Consider the following 18,801-nt stretch of genomic DNA (forward strand, 5'->3'; position numbering starts at 1 on the left):
TGGGAGCAAAGCAGTGCCATCGATTCTCGAGCGAGTCCTAAGAACCGGCGACAAAAAGACGCTGAAGAGGCTTCGCAACTATGCTGACGCGATCAACATTCTCGAAGAGGACTTCAAAGCCCTCTCGGATGCTGAGCTTCGCGGCGAGACTGACACTTTAAAACAGCGCTACCAGGACGGCGAGCATCTCGATGATCTCTTGCCCGAAGCGTTTGCCGCCGTTAGGGAAGCGTCCAGCCGTACACTCGGCCTGCGCCATTTCGATGTCCAGCTTATGGGCGGCGCTGCGCTTCATCTGGGCAATATCGCCGAGATGAAAACCGGTGAAGGCAAGACCTTGGTCGCGACAGCTCCTGCCTATCTGAATGCCTTGACCGGCCAGGGCGTCCACGTCATCACGGTCAACGACTATTTGGCCGAATACCAGTCCGACCTGATGGGCCGTGTCTATCGGTTCCTCGGTCTGACCAGCGGCTGCATCCTGTCCAACCAGAACCCGTCAGTTCGCCGCGAACAGTACAACGCCGACATCACCTATGGAACCAATAACGAGTTCGGCTTCGACTACCTCCGCGACAACATGGCCTGGAGCAAGGACGAACTGGTCCAGCGCGGGCACCATTTCGCCGTCGTTGACGAAGTGGACTCGATCCTGATCGACGAGGCCCGTACTCCGCTGATTATTTCCGGGCAGGCTTCGGGGGACGTGAACCGTTGGTATACAGAGTTCGCCCGCGTGGTGAAGCGGCTGAACGTTGAGGACGACTACGAAGTCGATGAAAAGAAGCGCACGGTAGGCGTGCTGGAATCCGGCATCGAAAAGGTCGAGGACTACCTCGGCATCGACAACCTCTATGAGTCGGCCAACACTCCGCTGATCGGATTCCTGAACAACGCCATCAAGGCCAAGGAACTGTTCAAGCGCGACAAGGATTACGTCATCCTCAACGGCGAAGTCCTCATTGTCGACGAACACACGGGCCGAATTCTCGCCGGCCGCCGCTATAACGAGGGTATGCACCAGGCCATAGAGGCCAAAGAGGGTGTGGAGATCAAAGCCGAGAACCAGACGATGGCCACGGTCACGCTGCAGAATTACTTCCGGCTCTACGACAAGCTGTCGGGCATGACGGGTACGGCCGAAACCGAGGCCGCCGAATTCATGAGCACCTACAAGCTCGGCGTCGTTCCCATTCCCACCAACAAGCCGATGGCCCGCGCTGATCAGCCGGATCTGATCTACAAGAACGAACTGGCCAAGTTTGACGCCGTCGTTAAGGACATTGCAGAGCGCCATGAAAAGGGGCAGCCGGTACTCGTCGGCACCACGAGCGTCGAAAAGAGCGAGTACCTGTCTAAGCAGTTGGCGAAGCAGGGGGTACGCCATGAGGTGCTGAACGCCAAGAACCATGCGCGTGAAGCTGCCATTGTGGCCCAGGCCGGGCGCAAGGGTGCGGTCACGGTAGCGACGAACATGGCCGGCCGCGGCACGGACATCATGCTTGGCGGCAACGCGGAATTCAACGCCGTGGCCGAAATGGAGAAGCGCGGGCTCGATCCCGCGGAAAACCCCGAAGAGTACGAAGCGGCCTGGCCAGCGGCGTTTGAAGCGGCGCAGAAGGCCGTGAAGGCGGAACACGACGAGGTCAAGGAGCTAGGCGGGCTCTACGTGCTCGGTACCGAGCGCCATGAATCGCGCCGGATCGATAACCAGTTGCGTGGACGTTCCGGCCGCCAGGGCGATCCCGGCGAGTCGCGCTTCTACCTCTCACTAACGGATGACCTGATGCGGCTGTTCAACTCCGGTGCAGCCGAACGCATTATGAACTCATCCCGTATGCCTGACGACGTTGCCCTGGAATCCAAGATGGTGTCCAAGGCAATCGAAAATGCCCAGGGCCAGGTGGAGGGACGCAACGCCGAACAACGCAAGAACGTGTTGAAGTACGACGACGTGTTGAACCGCCAGCGCGAGGCGATCTACGGTGACAGGCGCCGCATTCTCGAAGGCGATGACCTGCATGAGAAGGTCGCTTTCTTCCTCGAAGACGTCATCACGGCCATGGTGGATGAGGCGACGCAGGAAGGTCACGGCGATGACTGGGACTACGAGCAGCTTTGGACGAACCTCAAGCAGCTGTACCCGATCCAGCTAACCATCGACGAAGTGGTCGAGGAAGCTGGCGGCAAGTCAAAAATCACGGCGGACTTCCTCCGTGAAGAAATCGTTTCGGATGCCAAGGTTGCATACGCTCAGCGTGAAGAGGATCTTGGAGCCGCAACCATGCGCGAGCTGGAGCGCCGGGTCGTGCTGTCGGTGATCGGCAGGAAGTGGCAGGAACACCTCTATGAGATGGACTATCTCAAGGAAGGTATCGGCCTGCGCGCGATGGCACAGCGCGATCCTCTGGTGGAATACCAGCGTGAGGGTTTCATCATGTTCCAGGCGATGATGGAAGCCATCCGCGAAGAGAGCATTGGGTATCTGTTCAACCTTGAAGTCAAGGTCAAAGAACCTGCTCCGACAGGTCTTCCCGGTGTAACGGATGGCCGCAGCGCAGTTCGGGCACCGGAGATAACCGCGGCAGGTCTGGAGGCACCTCAGCGGCCGGCGTCGCTGCAGTTCACGGCTCCGACCGTTACCGGCGAAGCAGTGACCCGTGTCGAGCGGCAGAACTCGGGCAAGTCAGGGAATCAGGCTGAAGCTTCCGACGGCGCGAAGGCGGCAAAGGACGCCAAACGTCGCCGGAAGTAAACCGCTCCCGACCTGTTGTCACCCTATTTCCAACGCCGCGACCTTCCAGAGTCCGCGCCTGAATTCAAGGCGCAGCGCCACGGCGCGGACTCTGGATGCTTCAGCGATCACCAGGGATGCTTCATAGGCGCTGTCCGAGACCTGGCACACGCGGGAGGAACGGATGGTAGCACTGCGGTGGAGCCGTAGGACCGTTTGTCCAGCAGCAGCTCGGCGGTTCTGCCGTTCCCTGACCAAGCCTGCGCGCCGGGCGACCTTTTCGTAGCAGACGGGATCAAGCCAGCGAGCCAGCTGCTGGACGGGGCGAGTGCCACCGATCGCTTCCATCGCGGCCTGAGCCACGGATCTCGCGGTAGCAGTTACCTGCCGCAGTTCCTGGGCGTCCATCCCGTGGGTTTGCTCTGCTACCGGCCCGCCTGGCGCCCGATCCGTTGTCTGGCCAGCGGGCTGCGAAGGAGTGCGTGGCTGGAGCCGGATAACGGGTGCGAAGTAATCCTCCGGATCCGGCGACCTGACTGGCCGGACCGTGAGTGGCCGGGGTGCTCCGCTGGCAGGCGCAAGCGCCTGTACCTCGGTTAGCTCCCGGTCCGCGTGTTCCGGCTTATCCTGCCGCATAGGGGTGACGTTGTTCATGGCATGGCCTTTCCTCATCTAACGGTGCGATGGCGAGTTCAACGGTTTGTGGGCGCTAGAAGGACTTGTCCGGGCAGAAGTACGGCAGGATCCGGTCCGATGACATCCATATTGGCGGTGTACCATTTTGGCCAATGGGCCGCTATCTCGGTGTCGGTGGCAAGCTTGCCCAGATCCTTGGCAGCGATTTCCCACAGCGTGTCTCCGACTCCCACGGTCACGGCCCGGCCTTCCTCGTTCGTCTGGCTGATCGGCCTGGCGATGAGACCCGGTGACGCCGGCGGCGCAGCCGGCTTCCACCAAGGGCTGACCGAATGGGATTCACCTGATGAGGCCGGGCCCGTCCGGAAGTACGGGGAAACTGCACTGCTCTGGAGCGACGCTGACTGGGATACGTTGTCCGTCCCGGATACCGGGGGCGCGGCATTGGCCACCACTGGTGCGGCTAGGAGATTGAGTCCAATAACGGCAGTGGCGAGCCGTTTCATGAATGCGGGGCTACAGGCAAAGGACGCAGCCGCGAGCTTGGTATGTCCGGCACGCTGAAGTACGGCACCGACGACAGCGCAGACGATGCCAACCAGCCACCAAGCGACAATCGCCAAGCCAACCAGAGCCGCGCTGGAAGCTAGTAATTCCGAGTACGTGTGCAAGAGCAAGGGACGCCATGTTCCCTCGTCGTCGAAGCTGATGCGGCCTCCTGCCCACAGCAGTGCTGCCCCGCAGAGCGGAATCATCACGGTGACGACTGTGTCCGTTCCTGTCTTCTTCATGTCACGCTCCACGCAAAGAATGTTCTGTTTGACATCGTTTGATGCGATTTGATGTGTTTGAGATGGCTATGACCCTCGATGATGGCATCAGCGTGCGACGGTGTAAACCCCTTTGGCGCAGTTTGACCCTCTTTGATGCTGCTTCTAGGCTGGAGCAGTGCGATGGGACTCGTTGTTTGCGGACATGGAAGCGCAACTGCATGCCGCTGGCCAGCGGGGGCTTGAATCCGAAGCCAACGAGCTTGCGCGGCTGAACCACGCCGAGACGTCGCTTGGGGACCGGTTACGCGGGCAAATCGGTTCGGGAATCCGGCTGACAGTATCCGGAGGACTGCAGTTCACCGGGGCCTTGGCACACGTTGGGTCCAGCTGGCTGGTCCTTAACGAACGGGCCAGGAGCGTTCTCGTTCCGCTGCCGGCAATCCAGTTACTGGAAGGGCTAAGCCGTAGCTCGTCAGTTGAGAAGTCGTCTGTGGCGAAGCGGCTCGGTATGGGCTCCGCGCTGCGCGCGCTGGCACGGGACCGAGCCGACGTGGTACTCCATCTGGCATCGGGCTCAGCCAGTAGGACTGTCAATGGCATGATCGACCGCGTCGGCAGCGATTTTTTTGAGCTTGCAGCTGTTCCTTCAGGCGAGGCGCGGAGAGCCAGTAACGTGCGGACTGTGTATGCCGTCCCATTTACTGCGATTGGGGCCCTTGCCTCAGTCCGCGCAGGGGATTGAAACGACCCGCCCGGATTCAAAGCGCTTGATTCCACTCCCGCTCAGCGGGAAGGCATAGACCTAGTTGTTCTTTCCTGATTTGGCTTCTTCGACCAGACGACGAGTCTCGGCGTACTTATTGTCGATGTACTGGTCCAGCATCAGCTGTTCCACGCGCCACTGGCCGCGGCCGCCAATCTGGATCGCCGGCAACTCACCGCTGCGCACTAGTGCGTAGGCCTGGGAAGATGATATCTGCAGTATTTCGGCGACATCGGTCAAAGTCAGAAACCGAGGCATCAGGTCCTCCTCGACAGCAATTGTTGTGCAGGGGTCAAGTTCATTATGACATCGGTTGATGCTGTTTGACGCGATCCGGCTCTCGATGCTGTGGACTGATGCAAAATGACACTTTGTTATCCACAATTCGCCGCATCAGCAACCTGAAGGTTTGTTTTTCAAGCCGTCTCCATAAGAATGGTCGGAGCCCGCGACGTCAACCGAATGTCTCAGCAGATCAGAGGATTTGTCTTCGGTGCATTTGCTAATCCAACAGGGGGAGTACCTTGAGCGCTGTTACCGACCTTGCTGCTCCCGCAGCACGATTGAAGAAGCCATCGTGGAAGGACCCCCGGCTGCTCATCGGTATCCTGCTGGTTCTGGTTTCAGTTGCCTCCGTGACGGCGTTGCTGGGGAACGCGGACAAGACGGTTGAAATGTTCGCGGCCAGGGACGACATCAGTGTCGGCCAGAAAATAACTTCAGACGAATTTTCCATCGTGAACGTCAGACTAGGCGAAGTCGAGCACACTTACCTCAGTGCGGAAACCGGCATTCCTGAGAATGCGGTCGCGACAACCTTCATACGCAAGGGAGAGCTCATCCCGGGGGCCAGCCTGGGCACAGCCGACGCTTTGGACCGGAAGCCGGTCGCGCTGACCATCGACAATGCGCTTCCCGAGGGCGCTGGCGCGGGGGCTAGAGTGGACGTTTGGGTCGCCATGCCTGATGGCAGAAACGGCTTCAGCCCTCCTGAAAGACTCTTGGAAAGTGCCGAAATTTCCCAGCTTACAGAGACAGGACCTGCGCTGGGATCGGCGGAAATAGACCAGCTGCATGTACTGGTCACAGATGAAAAAATGCCGGGCTTGCTTAATGCCCTTTCTAACGGTGCACGGATCAACGTGGTGCTAAACCCGGGCAGCGGTTCATGAACATCCCCGTTATTACATACGGCGACACGTTTACTGACTTCGTCGGCGGGTTGGAACGACTGCATGGTCCGGTAACTGTTGTGCGCAGGTGCGATGCCCTCGCTGAAATGATTGCTGCCTGCCAGACTGGGCTCGCCCGTGCCGCAATTGTTGCCGGCGACACGTCCGAGCTTGGCATCGGCGTCCTGGAGCGGCTTCACAGCTCACAGGTTGCCGTCGTCGTACTCACGGACGATGAAGGGGAGCGCCGGCGATTCGATGCACTGGGGGTTGCCCGCGGACCGGTCTTGATGGAGCCTTTGCAACTGGCCGACCTTATCACCGAAGCCGTCGCGAATATTCCCGTAACAGGCACCCAGGTGGCGGGAGACTATGCCGACCCGGCCCACGCCCTGTTGCCGGTCGAGATCCCGGACGACCAACCCGCTGATCTGTCAGCCGGCGGTCAGGTAATCGCTGTCTGGGGGCCAGCGGGCGCGCCCGGCCGAACGACGGTCGCGGTGAATCTGGCGGCAGAATATGCGGCCTCAGGCAAGAGGACGATTCTGATCGATGCCGACACCTATTCTGCGAGCGTAGCGGCGTTTCTCGGCCTGATGGACGAATCCGCAGCCTTGGCCCAGGCCTGCAGGCTGGCAGATCAGGGCATCCTGGATGGACCGGCCCTGGCACGGATAAGCGTCAAGGTATCGGTACAAGGGGCGCACCTCCAGGTGCTGACAGGCATCACAAGGGCCGAGCGGTGGCCGGAACTGCGGTCCGGAGCCATTGCCACGATAATAGGGCTGGCCAGATCTCTCGCGGACTACACCATCATCGATTGCGGTTTCTGCCTCGAGGCCGACGAAGAACTCAGCTTTGACACTATGGCCCCACGCCGCAATGGCGCGACCCTTCGTTGCCTCGAATTAGCCGATACTGTCTTTGCAGTCGGAGCTGCCGACGCCGTTGGAGTCCCGCGACTCGTCCGGGCGCTTGCAGAAATTGAACAGGCTGTTCCCAGTGCTGCGCCCCGTGTCGTCCTGAACAAGGTGCGTGCATCATCGATCGGATCGGCGCCCGTTGACCAGCTCCGGCACTCCTGGGAGCGATTCGGCCCCGTCAAAGAGGTGCAGTCATTCCTGCCAGCCGACTTCGATGTCGCGGATGCGGCATTGCTCAGTGGCTCCGTACTTCTCGAAAGCGCCCCGGATTCACCCCTGCGCCACGCTATCGCACTGCTGGCTGGTCGCGACCTGCCTGTCCGCCGTAACGGTTCGCGCAGACGCAGGCGCCTCAAAGTGTAGTTTTAGTCGGCTGGCGTTAGGCTTGCAGGTGTGGCCGCAATGGGGCGGCCTTGGACCACCTATCGGAGGCGTTTTTCATGTCGTCAGGATCCAGTGCTACGGATCTTTCCACATCAGGCAAGCATCCCGGGGACTTCCTCGGGAACTATTACGAGCACCTGGCTGCCGAGGATGCTGCAAGCTATAGCGGCGACACTTTGGAAACCCGGGCCATGGCGCATCGAGAGCTCGCATTGAGGCGGCCCAGCGGGCAAGCAGTCATCGGCATTCGCAACGAACGTAATTCCAGTGTCATCATGATAGCGACCGATGACATGCCGTTTCTGGTCGATTCAGTGACAGCGGAAATTGTGCGCCAGGACCTGGCTATCCGGATGCTCATGCATCCCACTTTTATTGCCATTCGTGACCAGACCAGCCACGAACTCGTAGAGCTCAAACGCGTACCGGCTCACCTAGGTGCCTCCAGCGGCGACACCGCCGCGCTGCCGAATCTCGCAGAGTTCATCGCCACGGGTGACAAAGCCTCGCACATTGAGTCTTGGATTTCAGTTGAGACTGTACGTATCTCCGGCGACGAGAAGGCACGGCAGGTCATTGAGGGAATCCGCAAGGTGCTGGGTGACGTCCGCGTCGCTGTGGAGGACTGGTCTTCCATGCGCAGCCGAGTCAGGCAGATTGCCGCATCGCTGGATTCTGTTGCCGGCGCCGAGGAGATACCTGATCTTGACGAGGCCAAGGAGCTCCTGGAGTGGCTGGACAACGGGAACTTCACTTTTCTGGGATACCGGGAATATGACCTTGCCAATCAGGCGGGGGAGGACGTTCTGTTGCTGCGCGAGGGCACTGGTCTCGGGATTATGCGTGAACTGCCAGAGGACCGGCATGTCCAGCATCTGACAGAGGAAGGTCGCGCCCGCGCCCGCGAGAAGCGCGCATTGGTCATTACCAAGGCGAATTCACGTTCCACGGTTCACCGGGCGGCTTACCTGGACTACATCGGTGTCAAGAGCTTTGATGCTCAGGGCAACGTCAACGGTGAGCGCAGATTCATCGGCCTTTTTGCCAGCAGCGCTTACAACCGTTCCGTGCGCAGCGTTCCCATCGTGCGCGAAAAGGTCGATGCAGTACTCAAACATTCCGGTTTTGCACCCGACTCGCATTCGGGCAAGGACCTGCTTTCCATTCTTGAGTCGTACCCCCGGGATGAGATATTCCAGATGGGTATCCAGGAACTGGCGGACATCGCCATGGGCATCCTGCGGCTCCAGGAACGCCGGAGGACCCGGCTCTTTCTCCGCCAAGACGTGTACGGGAGGTTCGTTTCGGCACTGGTCTATCTGCCACGCGACCGTTACACCACAGCGGTACGACTGCGGATGCAGGACGAACTGCGCAAGACCTTCGAAGCGAAGGCCATTGACTATGAAGCTCGGATGACTGAGTCTTCCTTGGCACGGTTGTTCTTCCGCATCAGGCTCAGGCACGGTTCGGAAGTGCCGCAGATCGATGTTGCAGACCTTGAGAAGCGGCTGGCGGCTGCGGCACGGTCGTGGTCCGAGGGCATCGATCAGATTGTACGGACAAAGTTTGACGGCGAGGAGGCCGAGAAGCTTTCGGCGAAGTGGGCCGAAGCGTTCCCTGCCAGTTACCGAGTCGATTACGAGGTCGAAGATGCACTCGAGGACATCGCGCGCTTCGAGAGCTATAGCGAAAAGGCCGACGTAAGCCCGATCATGCACGTGTACATTCCTGCGGATGTGCGGACGAAGGTCGAAGACGCCCGGCTCAAACTCTATTTGCCTGAGCCGCAGTCACTGAGCCAGATTCTGCCCGTCTTTCAAAACCTCGGCCTGGAGGTTCTGGACGAACGCCCATTCGAGATCATCACGGCCGACGGCGAGGATTTCTTCCTTTACGATTTGGGCCTGAAGTATCCGTCCGAGGTGGACCCGCTCGCCACCGGCGGGCTCGTGCAGGATGCCTTTGGCGCCGTTGTCACAGGGCGAAGCGAATCCGATCGGTTCGATCGGTTGGTCGTGCAGGAACGGGTGCCTTGGCGAGAGGTCTCGATGCTGCGCAGCTACGCCCGTTATGTGCGGCAGTTGGGCTATGCAGGTTCGTATAGTTTTACCGCCGATACCTTGCTTGCAAACCCGGCGGTAGCCCATGCGTTGATCTCGTTGTTCAAGGTCCGGTTCGATCCCGACATGGACGAGGATTCCCGTGCAGCCGCCCTCGAGCAGTCGCGCGCAAGCCTTGCCGACGGGCTTCAGGCTGTTCCGACTCTGGACGCGGATCGCGTGCTTCGGACGCTGGCCAACGTCATTGAGGCCACTTTGCGGACCAACTACTTTCAGAACAAGCCCTACGTGAGCTTCAAACTGCGTCCGGAGGCCATCGAAGGAGCACCGTTCCCGCGGCCGAAATTCGAGATCTGGGTCTACTCACCGCAGGTCGAAGGGGTCCACCTGCGCTTCGGTGAGGTCGCACGTGGCGGCCTTCGGTGGTCCGACCGCAGGGAAGACTTCCGCACGGAAATCCTCGGATTGGTCAAAGCGCAAACGGTCAAGAATGCTGTCATCGTACCGACCGGTGCAAAGGGCGGTTTCTATGCCAAGCAGTTGCCTGACCCGGCAAATGACCGAGCTGCTTGGATGGCAGAAGGCCAGTCGAGCTATCGGACATTCATCCGCGGTCTGCTCGATATCACCGACAATCTTGTCCGGACGCCTGCGGGCCAGGAGGTTGTCCCACCCGAACGCGTTGTCCGTCTAGATGGGGATGATACGTATCTGGTCGTTGCGGCAGACAAAGGCACCGCGAGCTTCTCCGATATCGCCAATGAACTATCCGCAGAGTATGGTCACTGGCTGGGGGACGCATTCGCCTCCGGGGGCTCCGTCGGTTATGACCACAAGGCCATGGGGATTACCGCTCGCGGTGCATGGGAATCGGTAAAGCGCCACTTCAGCGAGCTGGGCATCGATACGCAGCAGGAGGACTTCACGGTTGCCGGTGTCGGGGATATGAGCGGCGACGTCTTCGGCAACGGCATGTTGCTCTCGAAGCACATTCGCCTCGTGGCAGCCTTCGACCATCGTCACATATTCCTGGATCCCAATCCTGACCCGGCATCGTCCTACACCGAGCGTAAGCGTCTGTTCGAACTGCCCCGGTCGTCCTGGGCAGACTACGATACGTCACTGATCAGCGCCGGAGGAGGCATCTATTCTCGATCCATCAAGTCGATTGAGCTTTCTCCGGAAGTCCGTAAGGCTCTAGGACTGAATGAGAGCGTGACCGCAATCAGCCCGCCGGAACTACTGCGCGCTATCTTGCAATCCCCAGTGGATCTGTTGTACAACGGCGGCATCGGTACCTACGTCAAGGCATCCACGGAATCCAACGCGGAGGTCGGAGACAAGGCCAACGACAACATCCGGGTCAACGGAAAAGATCTGCGCGCCAGGGTCGTCGGCGAGGGCGGCAATCTTGGGATGACCCAGCGTGGCCGTATCGAAGCGGCTCTCAACGGAGTCATCCTGAATACTGATGCCATCGACAATTCCGCTGGTGTGGACTGCTCGGACCATGAGGTCAACATTAAGGTCTTCGTCGACCAACTGGTGGCAGCGGGCAAACTGCCGGCCGCAGAGCGCACGCAACTTCTCCAGTCCATGACCGACGAGGTCGGCAGGCTCGTGCTTGAGGACAACATCGACCAGAATGTCTTGCTGCTCAATGACCGTCAACGTGTTGTCGAGTGGAGCCCGAGTTATGAACGGCTTATGGATTGGCTGGAAAAGACAGCCGATCTCAACCGTGAGCTTGAGGCACTGCCGACCACCGGCGAACTCCACGAGCGCATCGACAAAGGCAAGGGTCTGACATCGCCTGAGTTGTCGGTTCTCGCCGCATACGCCAAAATCGAACTGACCCGCGCGCTGACCCTTAGCAATCTTGCCGACGATCCGTACTTCGACAAGGTACTTCGCGGCTACTTCCCGATCCCGCTGGTCGAGCGGTTCGGCTCGGACCTCGCCTTGCATCCGTTGCGGCGTGAAATCATCGCTACGGTAGTCGCCAACGACATGATCAACATGGGAGGCATTACTTTTGCCTTCCGGGTGATGGAAGAGACTTCCGTTGACGAAGCTGCGGTCGCCAAAGCGTTCGTGACGCTTCGCGAAATCTACGAACTGGACGAGCAGGTGGCTCAACTCAACCAGCTACCAGCCAATTTCCCGACCGAGGTCTGGTCGACGATCCATCTGGACATCCGCAGGCTGCTCGACCGGGCAGTGCGCTGGTACGTCAACCATACCGACAGCGCCACTCCGGTCGGCGAAGGCATTGCGGCCTTCAAGCCGCTGATCGATCCGCTTCGGACCAAGCTGGTTAAGTACCTGCGCGGCAATGACCTGGAGCGAGTACAGGAGTGGCGGCAGCAGGGCGAGCAGTGGGGACTTCCCGAGACGATCGCCCATCAGTGGGCCGAACAGTTCGAAAGCTTTGGATTGCTGGATATAGCACGAATTGCAGTACGCGTTGAGGAGCCGGTCGATACCGTCGCCCAAATCTACTACACGGTCTACGACAGGTTCGAAGTCGACGTCCTGCTAAACCGCATTACCAAACTGCCGCGCGAAGACCGGTGGCAGGCACTGGCGCGTGCTGCGATGCGCGATGATCTCTATTCGACCATCACGGATATGACGCTTGCCGTCATGAACAGCACAGAAGCGCATCTTGATGCCGATGACCGGATGCAGAAGTGGGTTAATGCCAATTCCGAGAGCATAGAACGAGCAAAGAAGATGTTCGAGGAAATCAACCAGCTGGAGCATGATGACATGGCCTCCCTATCAGTTGCCCTGCGACTGATGCGTTCGACTGTACGGAGCTAATTTGGCCATCTTTACGGACCCGATAAAGGATTATGCAGATTTTGGGCCGGGGGACGCGGAGTGGCTCCACCTTTTGGTGGGGGATTGGCAGCTAATCGCCGATCTGGCGTTCGCCGATCTGGCGTTGTGGTTCCCCACTCCCGACGGCGGCTACGTGGCATTGGCGCACGTCCGGCCGTCAACAACGCACACCGTCTTCCACAGCGACTTCGTGGGTGAGCGTATCCGGGCGGATCTGAAACCTCTGGTTGACGCTGCCCGTGAATCGCAGGTCATTGAGCGTTCTGGCGAGACCAACTGGACCACTGAGATGGCCATGCGGGTCGAAGCTGTGCCGATGGTGCGTAATGGCAGGACGTTGGCCATAGTCACTTCCCATATGGATCTGTCGAGCTCCCGGATGCCGTCCAGGCTGGAACTGACCTATCGGCAGTGTGCTTACGATCTGCTGCACATGTGCACGCTCGGCCTATGGCCCGATTTCGCTTCACCCACGGGGTCCCGCCGAGGTGCTCCCCGTGTCGGCGATGGACTCATTCGTATGGACGCCGAGGGAATCGTTGAGTACGCCAGCCCGAACGGCGTTTCAGCCTTCCGACGGTTAGGCGATGTGGAATCTTTGGAAGGCCGGTCGCTGGCCGAGATCACGACGGGGCTGCTCAAAGACCGCCGGATGGTCGACGAAACGCTTCCGCTGGTCGTCACGGGACGGATGCCGTGGCGGACTGAAATTGAATCACGCGGCGTAACCCTGACCCTTCGGGCCATTCCTTTGCGCAATGAGCAGGAGCGCTTCGGCGCGCTGGTGCTTTGCCGGGATGTCTCGGAGCTGCGGCGAAGGGAAATGGAACTGGTCTCCAAAGATGCGACGATCCGGGAAATCCACCACCGTGTCAAGAACAACCTGCAGACCGTGGCCGCACTGCTTCGGATGCAATCACGGCGGATGGTCAGTGAGGAAGGCAAACAGGGGCTGGAGCAAGCCATGCGTCGCGTTTCCACTATCGCCTTGGTGCATGAGACATTGTCGCAGGGGTTAGCGCAGAATGTGGATTTCGATGAGTTGATCGGGCGGCAGTTCCGGCTTTCGGCGGAAGTAGCCTCACCTACCCAGACGGTCAGCACCGAACGCAGCGGCGATTTTGGCGAACTGCCGTCTGAATTCGCAACGCCGCTCGCGCTGGTCATCAACGAGTTGGTGACAAACGCCGTCGAGCATGGCTTGGACGGCCGGACCGGCACGGTCTGGCTGACGGCTCACCGGGAGCCAAGCGATGCGGAGACGGAACTCCTCAAAGTCACCATCGCCGATGATGGGGTCGGGTTGCCCGAAGAGGCCAAGAGCGACGGCCTCGGTCTGCAGATTGTGCGGACACTGGTTACTAGTGAGCTGGGCGGAACCATTGAATGGAGCCCGAGGGAGGGCGGTGGAACGTGCGTCAACATCGAACTGATCCTTGACCCTACGATCCCTCGTTGAGGAGTCCGGGCATGGAAGAGGCCGCCACCTTTCGGTGACGGCCTCTTACCTAGGCACTGCGATTCAGGAAGCGCGGCGGGCCCGTGCGGCCCGGCGCTTGAGAGCACGGCGCTCGTCTTCGCTCATGCCGCCCCAGACACCGGCATCCTGACCGGACTCAAGCGCCCACTGGAGGCAAGTGTCGATCACGGGGCAGCGCCGGCAAACGCTCTTTGCTTCCTCGATCTGGAGCAGTGCCGGACCGGTGTTTCCCACGGGGAAAAACAGCTCCGGGTCCTTGTCGAGGCACGCCGCGCGGCTACGCCAATCCATGCTGATCACATACTCCTTTTAAATGGGGTCCGATGGAATTCTCTTGTGAAAACGTTCACGAACGGACTCATAGTAAAGGGGGCTCTGATGGCCCCCGTTCGCTTCAGATCAAGAGTTTCACGTTAAATCCGTGTAAACAAGGGGTTCTGCTGACTTAATCGTTCAGAAACGTGAGTCATTCATCACAGGCTTGATACGATGCCGCTTTGCTCTGATTTATGGCAACGGCTGAGTACCGACTATCTAAGGTAGGGTGCCTATGTGTCAATACCTACGGCCCCTTCAGCACCTGCCAAACGTCCGATCGCGATCATCGTCATCGCCGGAATTGTCGTTCTGGAGGCACTGGCACTTTTGGCAGTCGCTGGGTGGTTCGTCTACGGCTTGCTGACGCAAACGCCGACCTCCTTCGGCGGAGCCGTGTTCCAACTCGTGCTGTTGGTGCTCCTTGCCGGGTGGCTTCTGGCCGTAAGCCATTTTCTTTTTCGCGGCTACCGGTGGACGAGAGCGGCAGCCCTGGTATGGCAGCTGTTCATCATTGTTATCGCGGTGCCGACTCTCTCCGGAGGATTGGTCGGTCCCGGGCTGGCGTTGCTGTTGCCGGCCGCCGCGGTGATGCTGCTGATATTTACCCGTCCCGTGACGGACTTCCTGACCAAAGGCGCGGCACCGACGGCCCTGTAGCTGGGACCGGCCTCAGTCCGCGAAGGCTATTTGCAGCGCCACGTTCCGGCCATGCCGCATTGACCAAGCCCGTCCTGGCGGGGACTGCGCCTGGTCAAGCCGCATCCCGAAAAAATCACCGTCGCTCGGAGACTGCGGCGAAAGCACCATACCTGTTCCGGCAACCCGGGCCGCGGAGGCCAGCTGAATCTGCTGTAACAATGCCGGGCCGGGAACGGCGGTCACAACCGCGGCAGCGCCGGCCGCGACCAGCTCAGCGAGGCGCCGCTGTGCCGTCGGACCAAACCTGTGGGCGTTATCGACGAGCATCAAGGCCCCGGGTTCCCTGATATCCAGCTCCTCCCAGAACGGCTCTGGCTCAGTTCCGGCAGGCGGCCAATGGCACCGGAACTGCCCTGCGGACTGGCGGTTCAGAACCTGGAGTAAGTTGGATTTGCCGCTCCCGGCCCGGCCAAGGACCAGCAACGACTCTCCGGGGACTATCTTCATGAGCGATGCTTCCAGCTCATCGCCTTCGACGCCGATGACGAGATGCTTGTCATCGGGCAGGATGGCTTCCGGCAGGCCAGAGAGGCCGATGCACGCAGGCAGCGGCTCCACCTTGAATGGGCGGCTTCGAGGCGGCACTGGAGGAAGGTGGACGCCGGCGGCCAGCAACTGGCCAACGGCCGCGGATTTAGCGCCGATCCGTCCTTGGACCAGGGCGCGGCCGGCAACGAATTCCATCGGCGGGAGCTTCGGCCACGCCATGAGGTTCTCCGGGCTACTGCCGGCCGGAAGGAAGAGCTTGTTGCCCAGGAGCCCGAAATACCTCCCCGTCAAGAGTTCCCGTTCTCCGGACATCACCAGGATGACCGACGTCCTGCCGCCGTCCCTGGCTATGTCCTGTACACACTCCTCTGCCCAGGCCAGGCGGCTGTTCCGAAAGGCAGAGGCCCAACGGCCCCACCCGGTGACAAGGACAACCAGAGGCATTGGGCCGGGTTCAGCCCCAATGCGTCCGGCAGCCGATAGGCGACCCAGACGGTCAGCGACCACTTCTGAGAGCTTGCGCAGGAGGCGTGCGGCACGTTCGACATCTTGCGGGCCGGCATACGCCCCAGTCCGCCCGGCGCCTGCCGAAGCAACAAGGGAGCCGTCCCCGTCAAGTACGTAGCAATGGCGTTCCGGATCTCCGGCGAGTAGCGACGCGGACAGAGCACCGACCAGCTCCCGGGCTCCGCTGCCGTCCACCCCGACGATAGCTAGATGTCCGTCCTCCTCGGGGTGCCATCGGAGGACGCGCTGACACTGTTCCTCCGGGAGATCCAGCATTCCCAGAGCGACGTCCCCAGTGCCAGCACTCCCGGTTAAGAGATCTTGCGCAACGATGACGTTCGGCAACGGGGGCGTTAGTTGGCGGAGGGGTCCGGGCAGCTGCGCCGCGGCAGCGGCCTCGCGCAGTTCCTCGACGAGTGCCTTGGCAGGGTCAGGGGCAGGAGACCGCGGCTGCCGGCAAGTAAGGTCACCTCCACCATCCTCAACAGGCAGACCGTTTCCCCGCTCAAGCCAGTCCTCAAGTCGCATCGCCAAAAAATTTGTCCCGATGCTGCGAACCGTCGCTGATGCTGACTGGAATTCGTATGGTACTCCTGAACCGGTCCTTAGAAAGGCTCGTCCCGGTAAACCGACATCGATGGCGGCCGCGGCGGATGAGTCGATCACATCGGAAGATTCCAGCGCTGTCTGTACGCGCAAGGCGATCGCCGTCGTGACGTTGGCCCGGATATCGGAGGTGATGGCGCCCTGCGGCCGCTGTGTTGCCATTACCAGGTGGACACCGAGCGATCTTCCCAACGCCGCTATTCGCATGAGTTCCGGGACTGCTCGCGGTACCTCATCGGCGAGCATCCGGAATTCATCAATGACGACGACGAGCCGCGGCAGTACGCTGGGCCGGCATTCGCTGATGTCGGTTGCCCCTAAGCCGGTCAATTCCGTTTCACGCCGCTGGACTTCGGCCCGTAGCCAGATGAGGGCGCGGTTGACGTTCTCCGCCGATAGGTCGGTCAGCAGGCCGATGCTGTGCGGTAAGTCCGAGAGCAGCCCGAGCCCTGCTCCACCTTTGAAATCCACCAGGAGGAAGTGCACCTTCTGCGGTGGGTGCCCGTGCGCCAGACCCAGGACCAGCGACCGAAGCAGTTCGGATTTACCTGATCCGGTAGTGCCGGCGACGAGCAGATGAGGACCGTCAACGGTCAGGTCAAGTTCCAGCGGGCCGTACTCGCCGACGCCCAGTACGGTGCCCAGCCCGTGTACCGCAGCGTTAGCCGCCCATCGTGGCCCCGGGAAAGTCTGCGGTAGAAGGGATTCCAGCGCACACGTTTCCGGAAGCCCTACCAGCACCGCGTCGGTGCCGGGCAGTACGGCGGCCGCAGACAAGCGGGCGAACCGCTCCAGGGTCTGGTCTGAAACGAGATCCGGCAAGAAACCATGACGGTCCGCGGCCTTATGCAGCAAGCCCTGTTGGAAAGACAGTTCGATCCGTAGGCCGGAATCGGTTCCGCCTGCGAACCAGAGGACTGCTGGCCGGTTTTCAAGTCCCTCCAGGACAGACGCGGCTTCATCCGGCCTGCCGGCGATCAGGACGACGGCTTCTTCCGGAGCGGACCCCAGCAGTTTGGCAAGCGCATCCGGACGGCTGCAGAGTGTTGTGCTCGGGAGGAACCGTGCCGCTGCCGGAAGTGACTGTGGATCGCCGAAGCAGATCACCCGGAACCGGGCACGAAGAGCCCGGGCACCCAGCTGCAGCAAACAGGAATTTAGCATCCGGTGCAGCGCGCGATTGCTGCCCCTGACGACGATGTTGCGCTCCGCCAGCAGATCCAATGCCACCGGCATCCCAGCCAGGGCCGGCAGCTCTCGGCTGTCCGCCCCGGCAGGAAATTCGATCTTCGGCGCGTCTTCTGCTGTCCCGAGCCGAAGCCACAGGTGCTCCGGCCTCGCTGGCGTGACGGGAAGGGGCTCGTCTAGGATCAAGCCGTACAACAATCTTGCCGGATCCGGTGCGCTCAGAAAGCGCCGCGCGGCATCATGTGCAACGGCCCGGTCCACGGCCGCTTTGAAGCGTTTGCGCTGTGATTCTCCTGCCGCATAGGGAATGGCAGCCGTCAGCAGGGACAAGCCGCTGAACGCGAGGAAGAACCACATCCCGGTCAGGACGGCCAGGGCCACGCCTGCTACCAGCGGGAGCCCCGCCAGCAGCAGTGTCATTTTTCCTCGGCCCTCGGGCGCACGTGCATTAACCGGCACCGGTGCGGCGAGGTCCTCGTCAGGGGTGAGCGGTTCGGGCGGTTCGCTGCCGACCCACAAAGAGAGCCTGCTGTTACCAGCCGCGATGACCATCCCGGACGTCAACGCCGTAGACTTCCGCGCGTTTCCATCTACCTCGATGCCGTTGGACGACCCGACATCCGATATACGGATCTCGCGCTCCGTGATGCTGAGCAATGCATGCTTTCGCGACAGCGCCGGGTCATCGATGCCCACGGGGCAGCCGTCCCGGCCGATTGAATGGTTTCCTCGCGGAAGTTCAAAAATCCGGCCGGAGTCCGGCCCGCCCGTTACCGCCAAAGTGAGGCCAGACGCGGCACCTGAGGCACCTGCACCGGGAGTGTCGGAAGCGGACAACCGATGCCGGGGGCGGAACGCAGCCGCGCCGCTGCAGACCACAACGGCACCGTTTACCAGCGGGAAACTATGGGGCATCAGGCTTTCCAAGGGCTCGCCGCCAACGCTCAGGACCAACTGCCTACTCCCGAGCTGATCCCGCAGCCACTTCGCCAAGACGCTCCCTGACGAGGTTCCGCTGCTTTCGATGACGATTTCGCGATGGTCGGCAATCCAGCGCGTAGCCGATTCGGGCAGACCTTCTGCGGCAGCAAGCGTGAGGTGCAGGGGCATCGGCTTTCCTTGACGGCTGGCGTGACGTTCACCAGCACCATAGGCCGCGGGGCGCGGCTTGCGCTTGCATCGTGCACCCGCCTGTGGATAACCAACGTTCAATCCGAAG

Annotated in this window: 11 protein-coding genes; 6 read left to right on the plus strand and 5 right to left on the minus strand. The window is 60.7% G+C overall.

Going from position 1 to position 18,801, the window contains the following annotated elements:
• The first annotated feature begins 13 nt into the window (after positions 1-13).
• The gene (gene secA / locus AC5RWO_RS10505; protein ID WP_498731315.1) at positions 14-2,755 is read left to right on the plus strand and encodes a preprotein translocase subunit SecA; all 2,742 of its coding nucleotides are present in this window, start codon (positions 14-16) and stop codon (positions 2,753-2,755) included.
• Between the two features lie 18 nt (positions 2,756-2,773).
• Here the strand turns inward: secA and AC5RWO_RS10510 are convergent, their stop codons facing one another.
• The 3 genes from AC5RWO_RS10510 to AC5RWO_RS10520 form a co-directional block, all read right to left on the minus strand.
• On the minus strand, positions 2,774-3,388 hold the full coding sequence (locus AC5RWO_RS10510) for an Rv3235 family protein (RefSeq protein ID WP_498731316.1): 615 nt from the start codon (positions 3,386-3,388) through the stop codon (positions 2,774-2,776).
• A gap of 38 nt (positions 3,389-3,426) precedes the next feature.
• The gene (locus AC5RWO_RS10515; protein ID WP_498731317.1) at positions 3,427-4,161 is read right to left on the minus strand and encodes a LysM peptidoglycan-binding domain-containing protein; all 735 of its coding nucleotides are present in this window, start codon (positions 4,159-4,161) and stop codon (positions 3,427-3,429) included.
• A 784-nt stretch (positions 4,162-4,945) separates the two neighbouring features.
• The gene (locus AC5RWO_RS10520; protein ID WP_139004812.1) at positions 4,946-5,164 is read right to left on the minus strand and encodes a helix-turn-helix domain-containing protein; all 219 of its coding nucleotides are present in this window, start codon (positions 5,162-5,164) and stop codon (positions 4,946-4,948) included.
• A 266-nt stretch (positions 5,165-5,430) separates the two neighbouring features.
• Between AC5RWO_RS10520 and AC5RWO_RS10525 the strand changes: the two genes are divergently transcribed.
• From AC5RWO_RS10525 to AC5RWO_RS10540, 4 genes are all read left to right on the plus strand, one after another.
• Positions 5,431-6,078 (plus strand): hypothetical protein, encoded by a 648-nt coding sequence (locus AC5RWO_RS10525; RefSeq protein WP_498731318.1) that lies wholly within the window; start codon positions 5,431-5,433, stop codon positions 6,076-6,078.
• Positions 6,075-7,364: a CpaE/TadZ family protein gene (locus AC5RWO_RS10530; RefSeq protein ID WP_498731319.1), complete on the plus strand. Its 1,290-nt coding sequence runs from the start codon at positions 6,075-6,077 to the stop codon at positions 7,362-7,364. Before AC5RWO_RS10525 ends, AC5RWO_RS10530 begins: the two co-directional genes overlap by 4 nt.
• Before the next feature lie 77 nt (positions 7,365-7,441).
• Positions 7,442-12,274, plus strand: a complete 4,833-nt coding sequence (locus tag AC5RWO_RS10535; RefSeq protein WP_498731320.1) for an NAD-glutamate dehydrogenase — start codon at positions 7,442-7,444, stop codon at positions 12,272-12,274.
• A gap of 1 nt (position 12,275) precedes the next feature.
• Positions 12,276-13,754, plus strand: coding sequence for a sensor histidine kinase (locus tag AC5RWO_RS10540; RefSeq protein WP_498731321.1), 1,479 nt, complete (start codon positions 12,276-12,278; stop codon positions 13,752-13,754).
• 63 nt (positions 13,755-13,817) lie between these two features.
• Here the strand turns inward: AC5RWO_RS10540 and AC5RWO_RS10545 are convergent, their stop codons facing one another.
• On the minus strand, positions 13,818-14,066 hold the full coding sequence (locus AC5RWO_RS10545) for a WhiB family transcriptional regulator (protein WP_026818945.1): 249 nt from the start codon (positions 14,064-14,066) through the stop codon (positions 13,818-13,820).
• Between the two features lie 261 nt (positions 14,067-14,327).
• Here AC5RWO_RS10545 and AC5RWO_RS10550 point away from each other — a divergent pair, with 261 nt between their 5' ends.
• Positions 14,328-14,750, plus strand: a complete 423-nt coding sequence (locus AC5RWO_RS10550; protein ID WP_498731322.1) for a hypothetical protein — start codon at positions 14,328-14,330, stop codon at positions 14,748-14,750.
• A 12-nt stretch (positions 14,751-14,762) separates the two neighbouring features.
• On the opposite strand, the gene AC5RWO_RS10555 is transcribed toward AC5RWO_RS10550, so the two are convergent.
• Positions 14,763-18,692 (minus strand): FtsK/SpoIIIE domain-containing protein, encoded by a 3,930-nt coding sequence (locus tag AC5RWO_RS10555; protein ID WP_498731323.1) that lies wholly within the window; start codon positions 18,690-18,692, stop codon positions 14,763-14,765.
• Positions 18,693-18,801 lie beyond the last annotated feature (109 nt).

The sequence above is a fragment of the Arthrobacter sp. B055-34 genome, assembly GCF_059090425.1.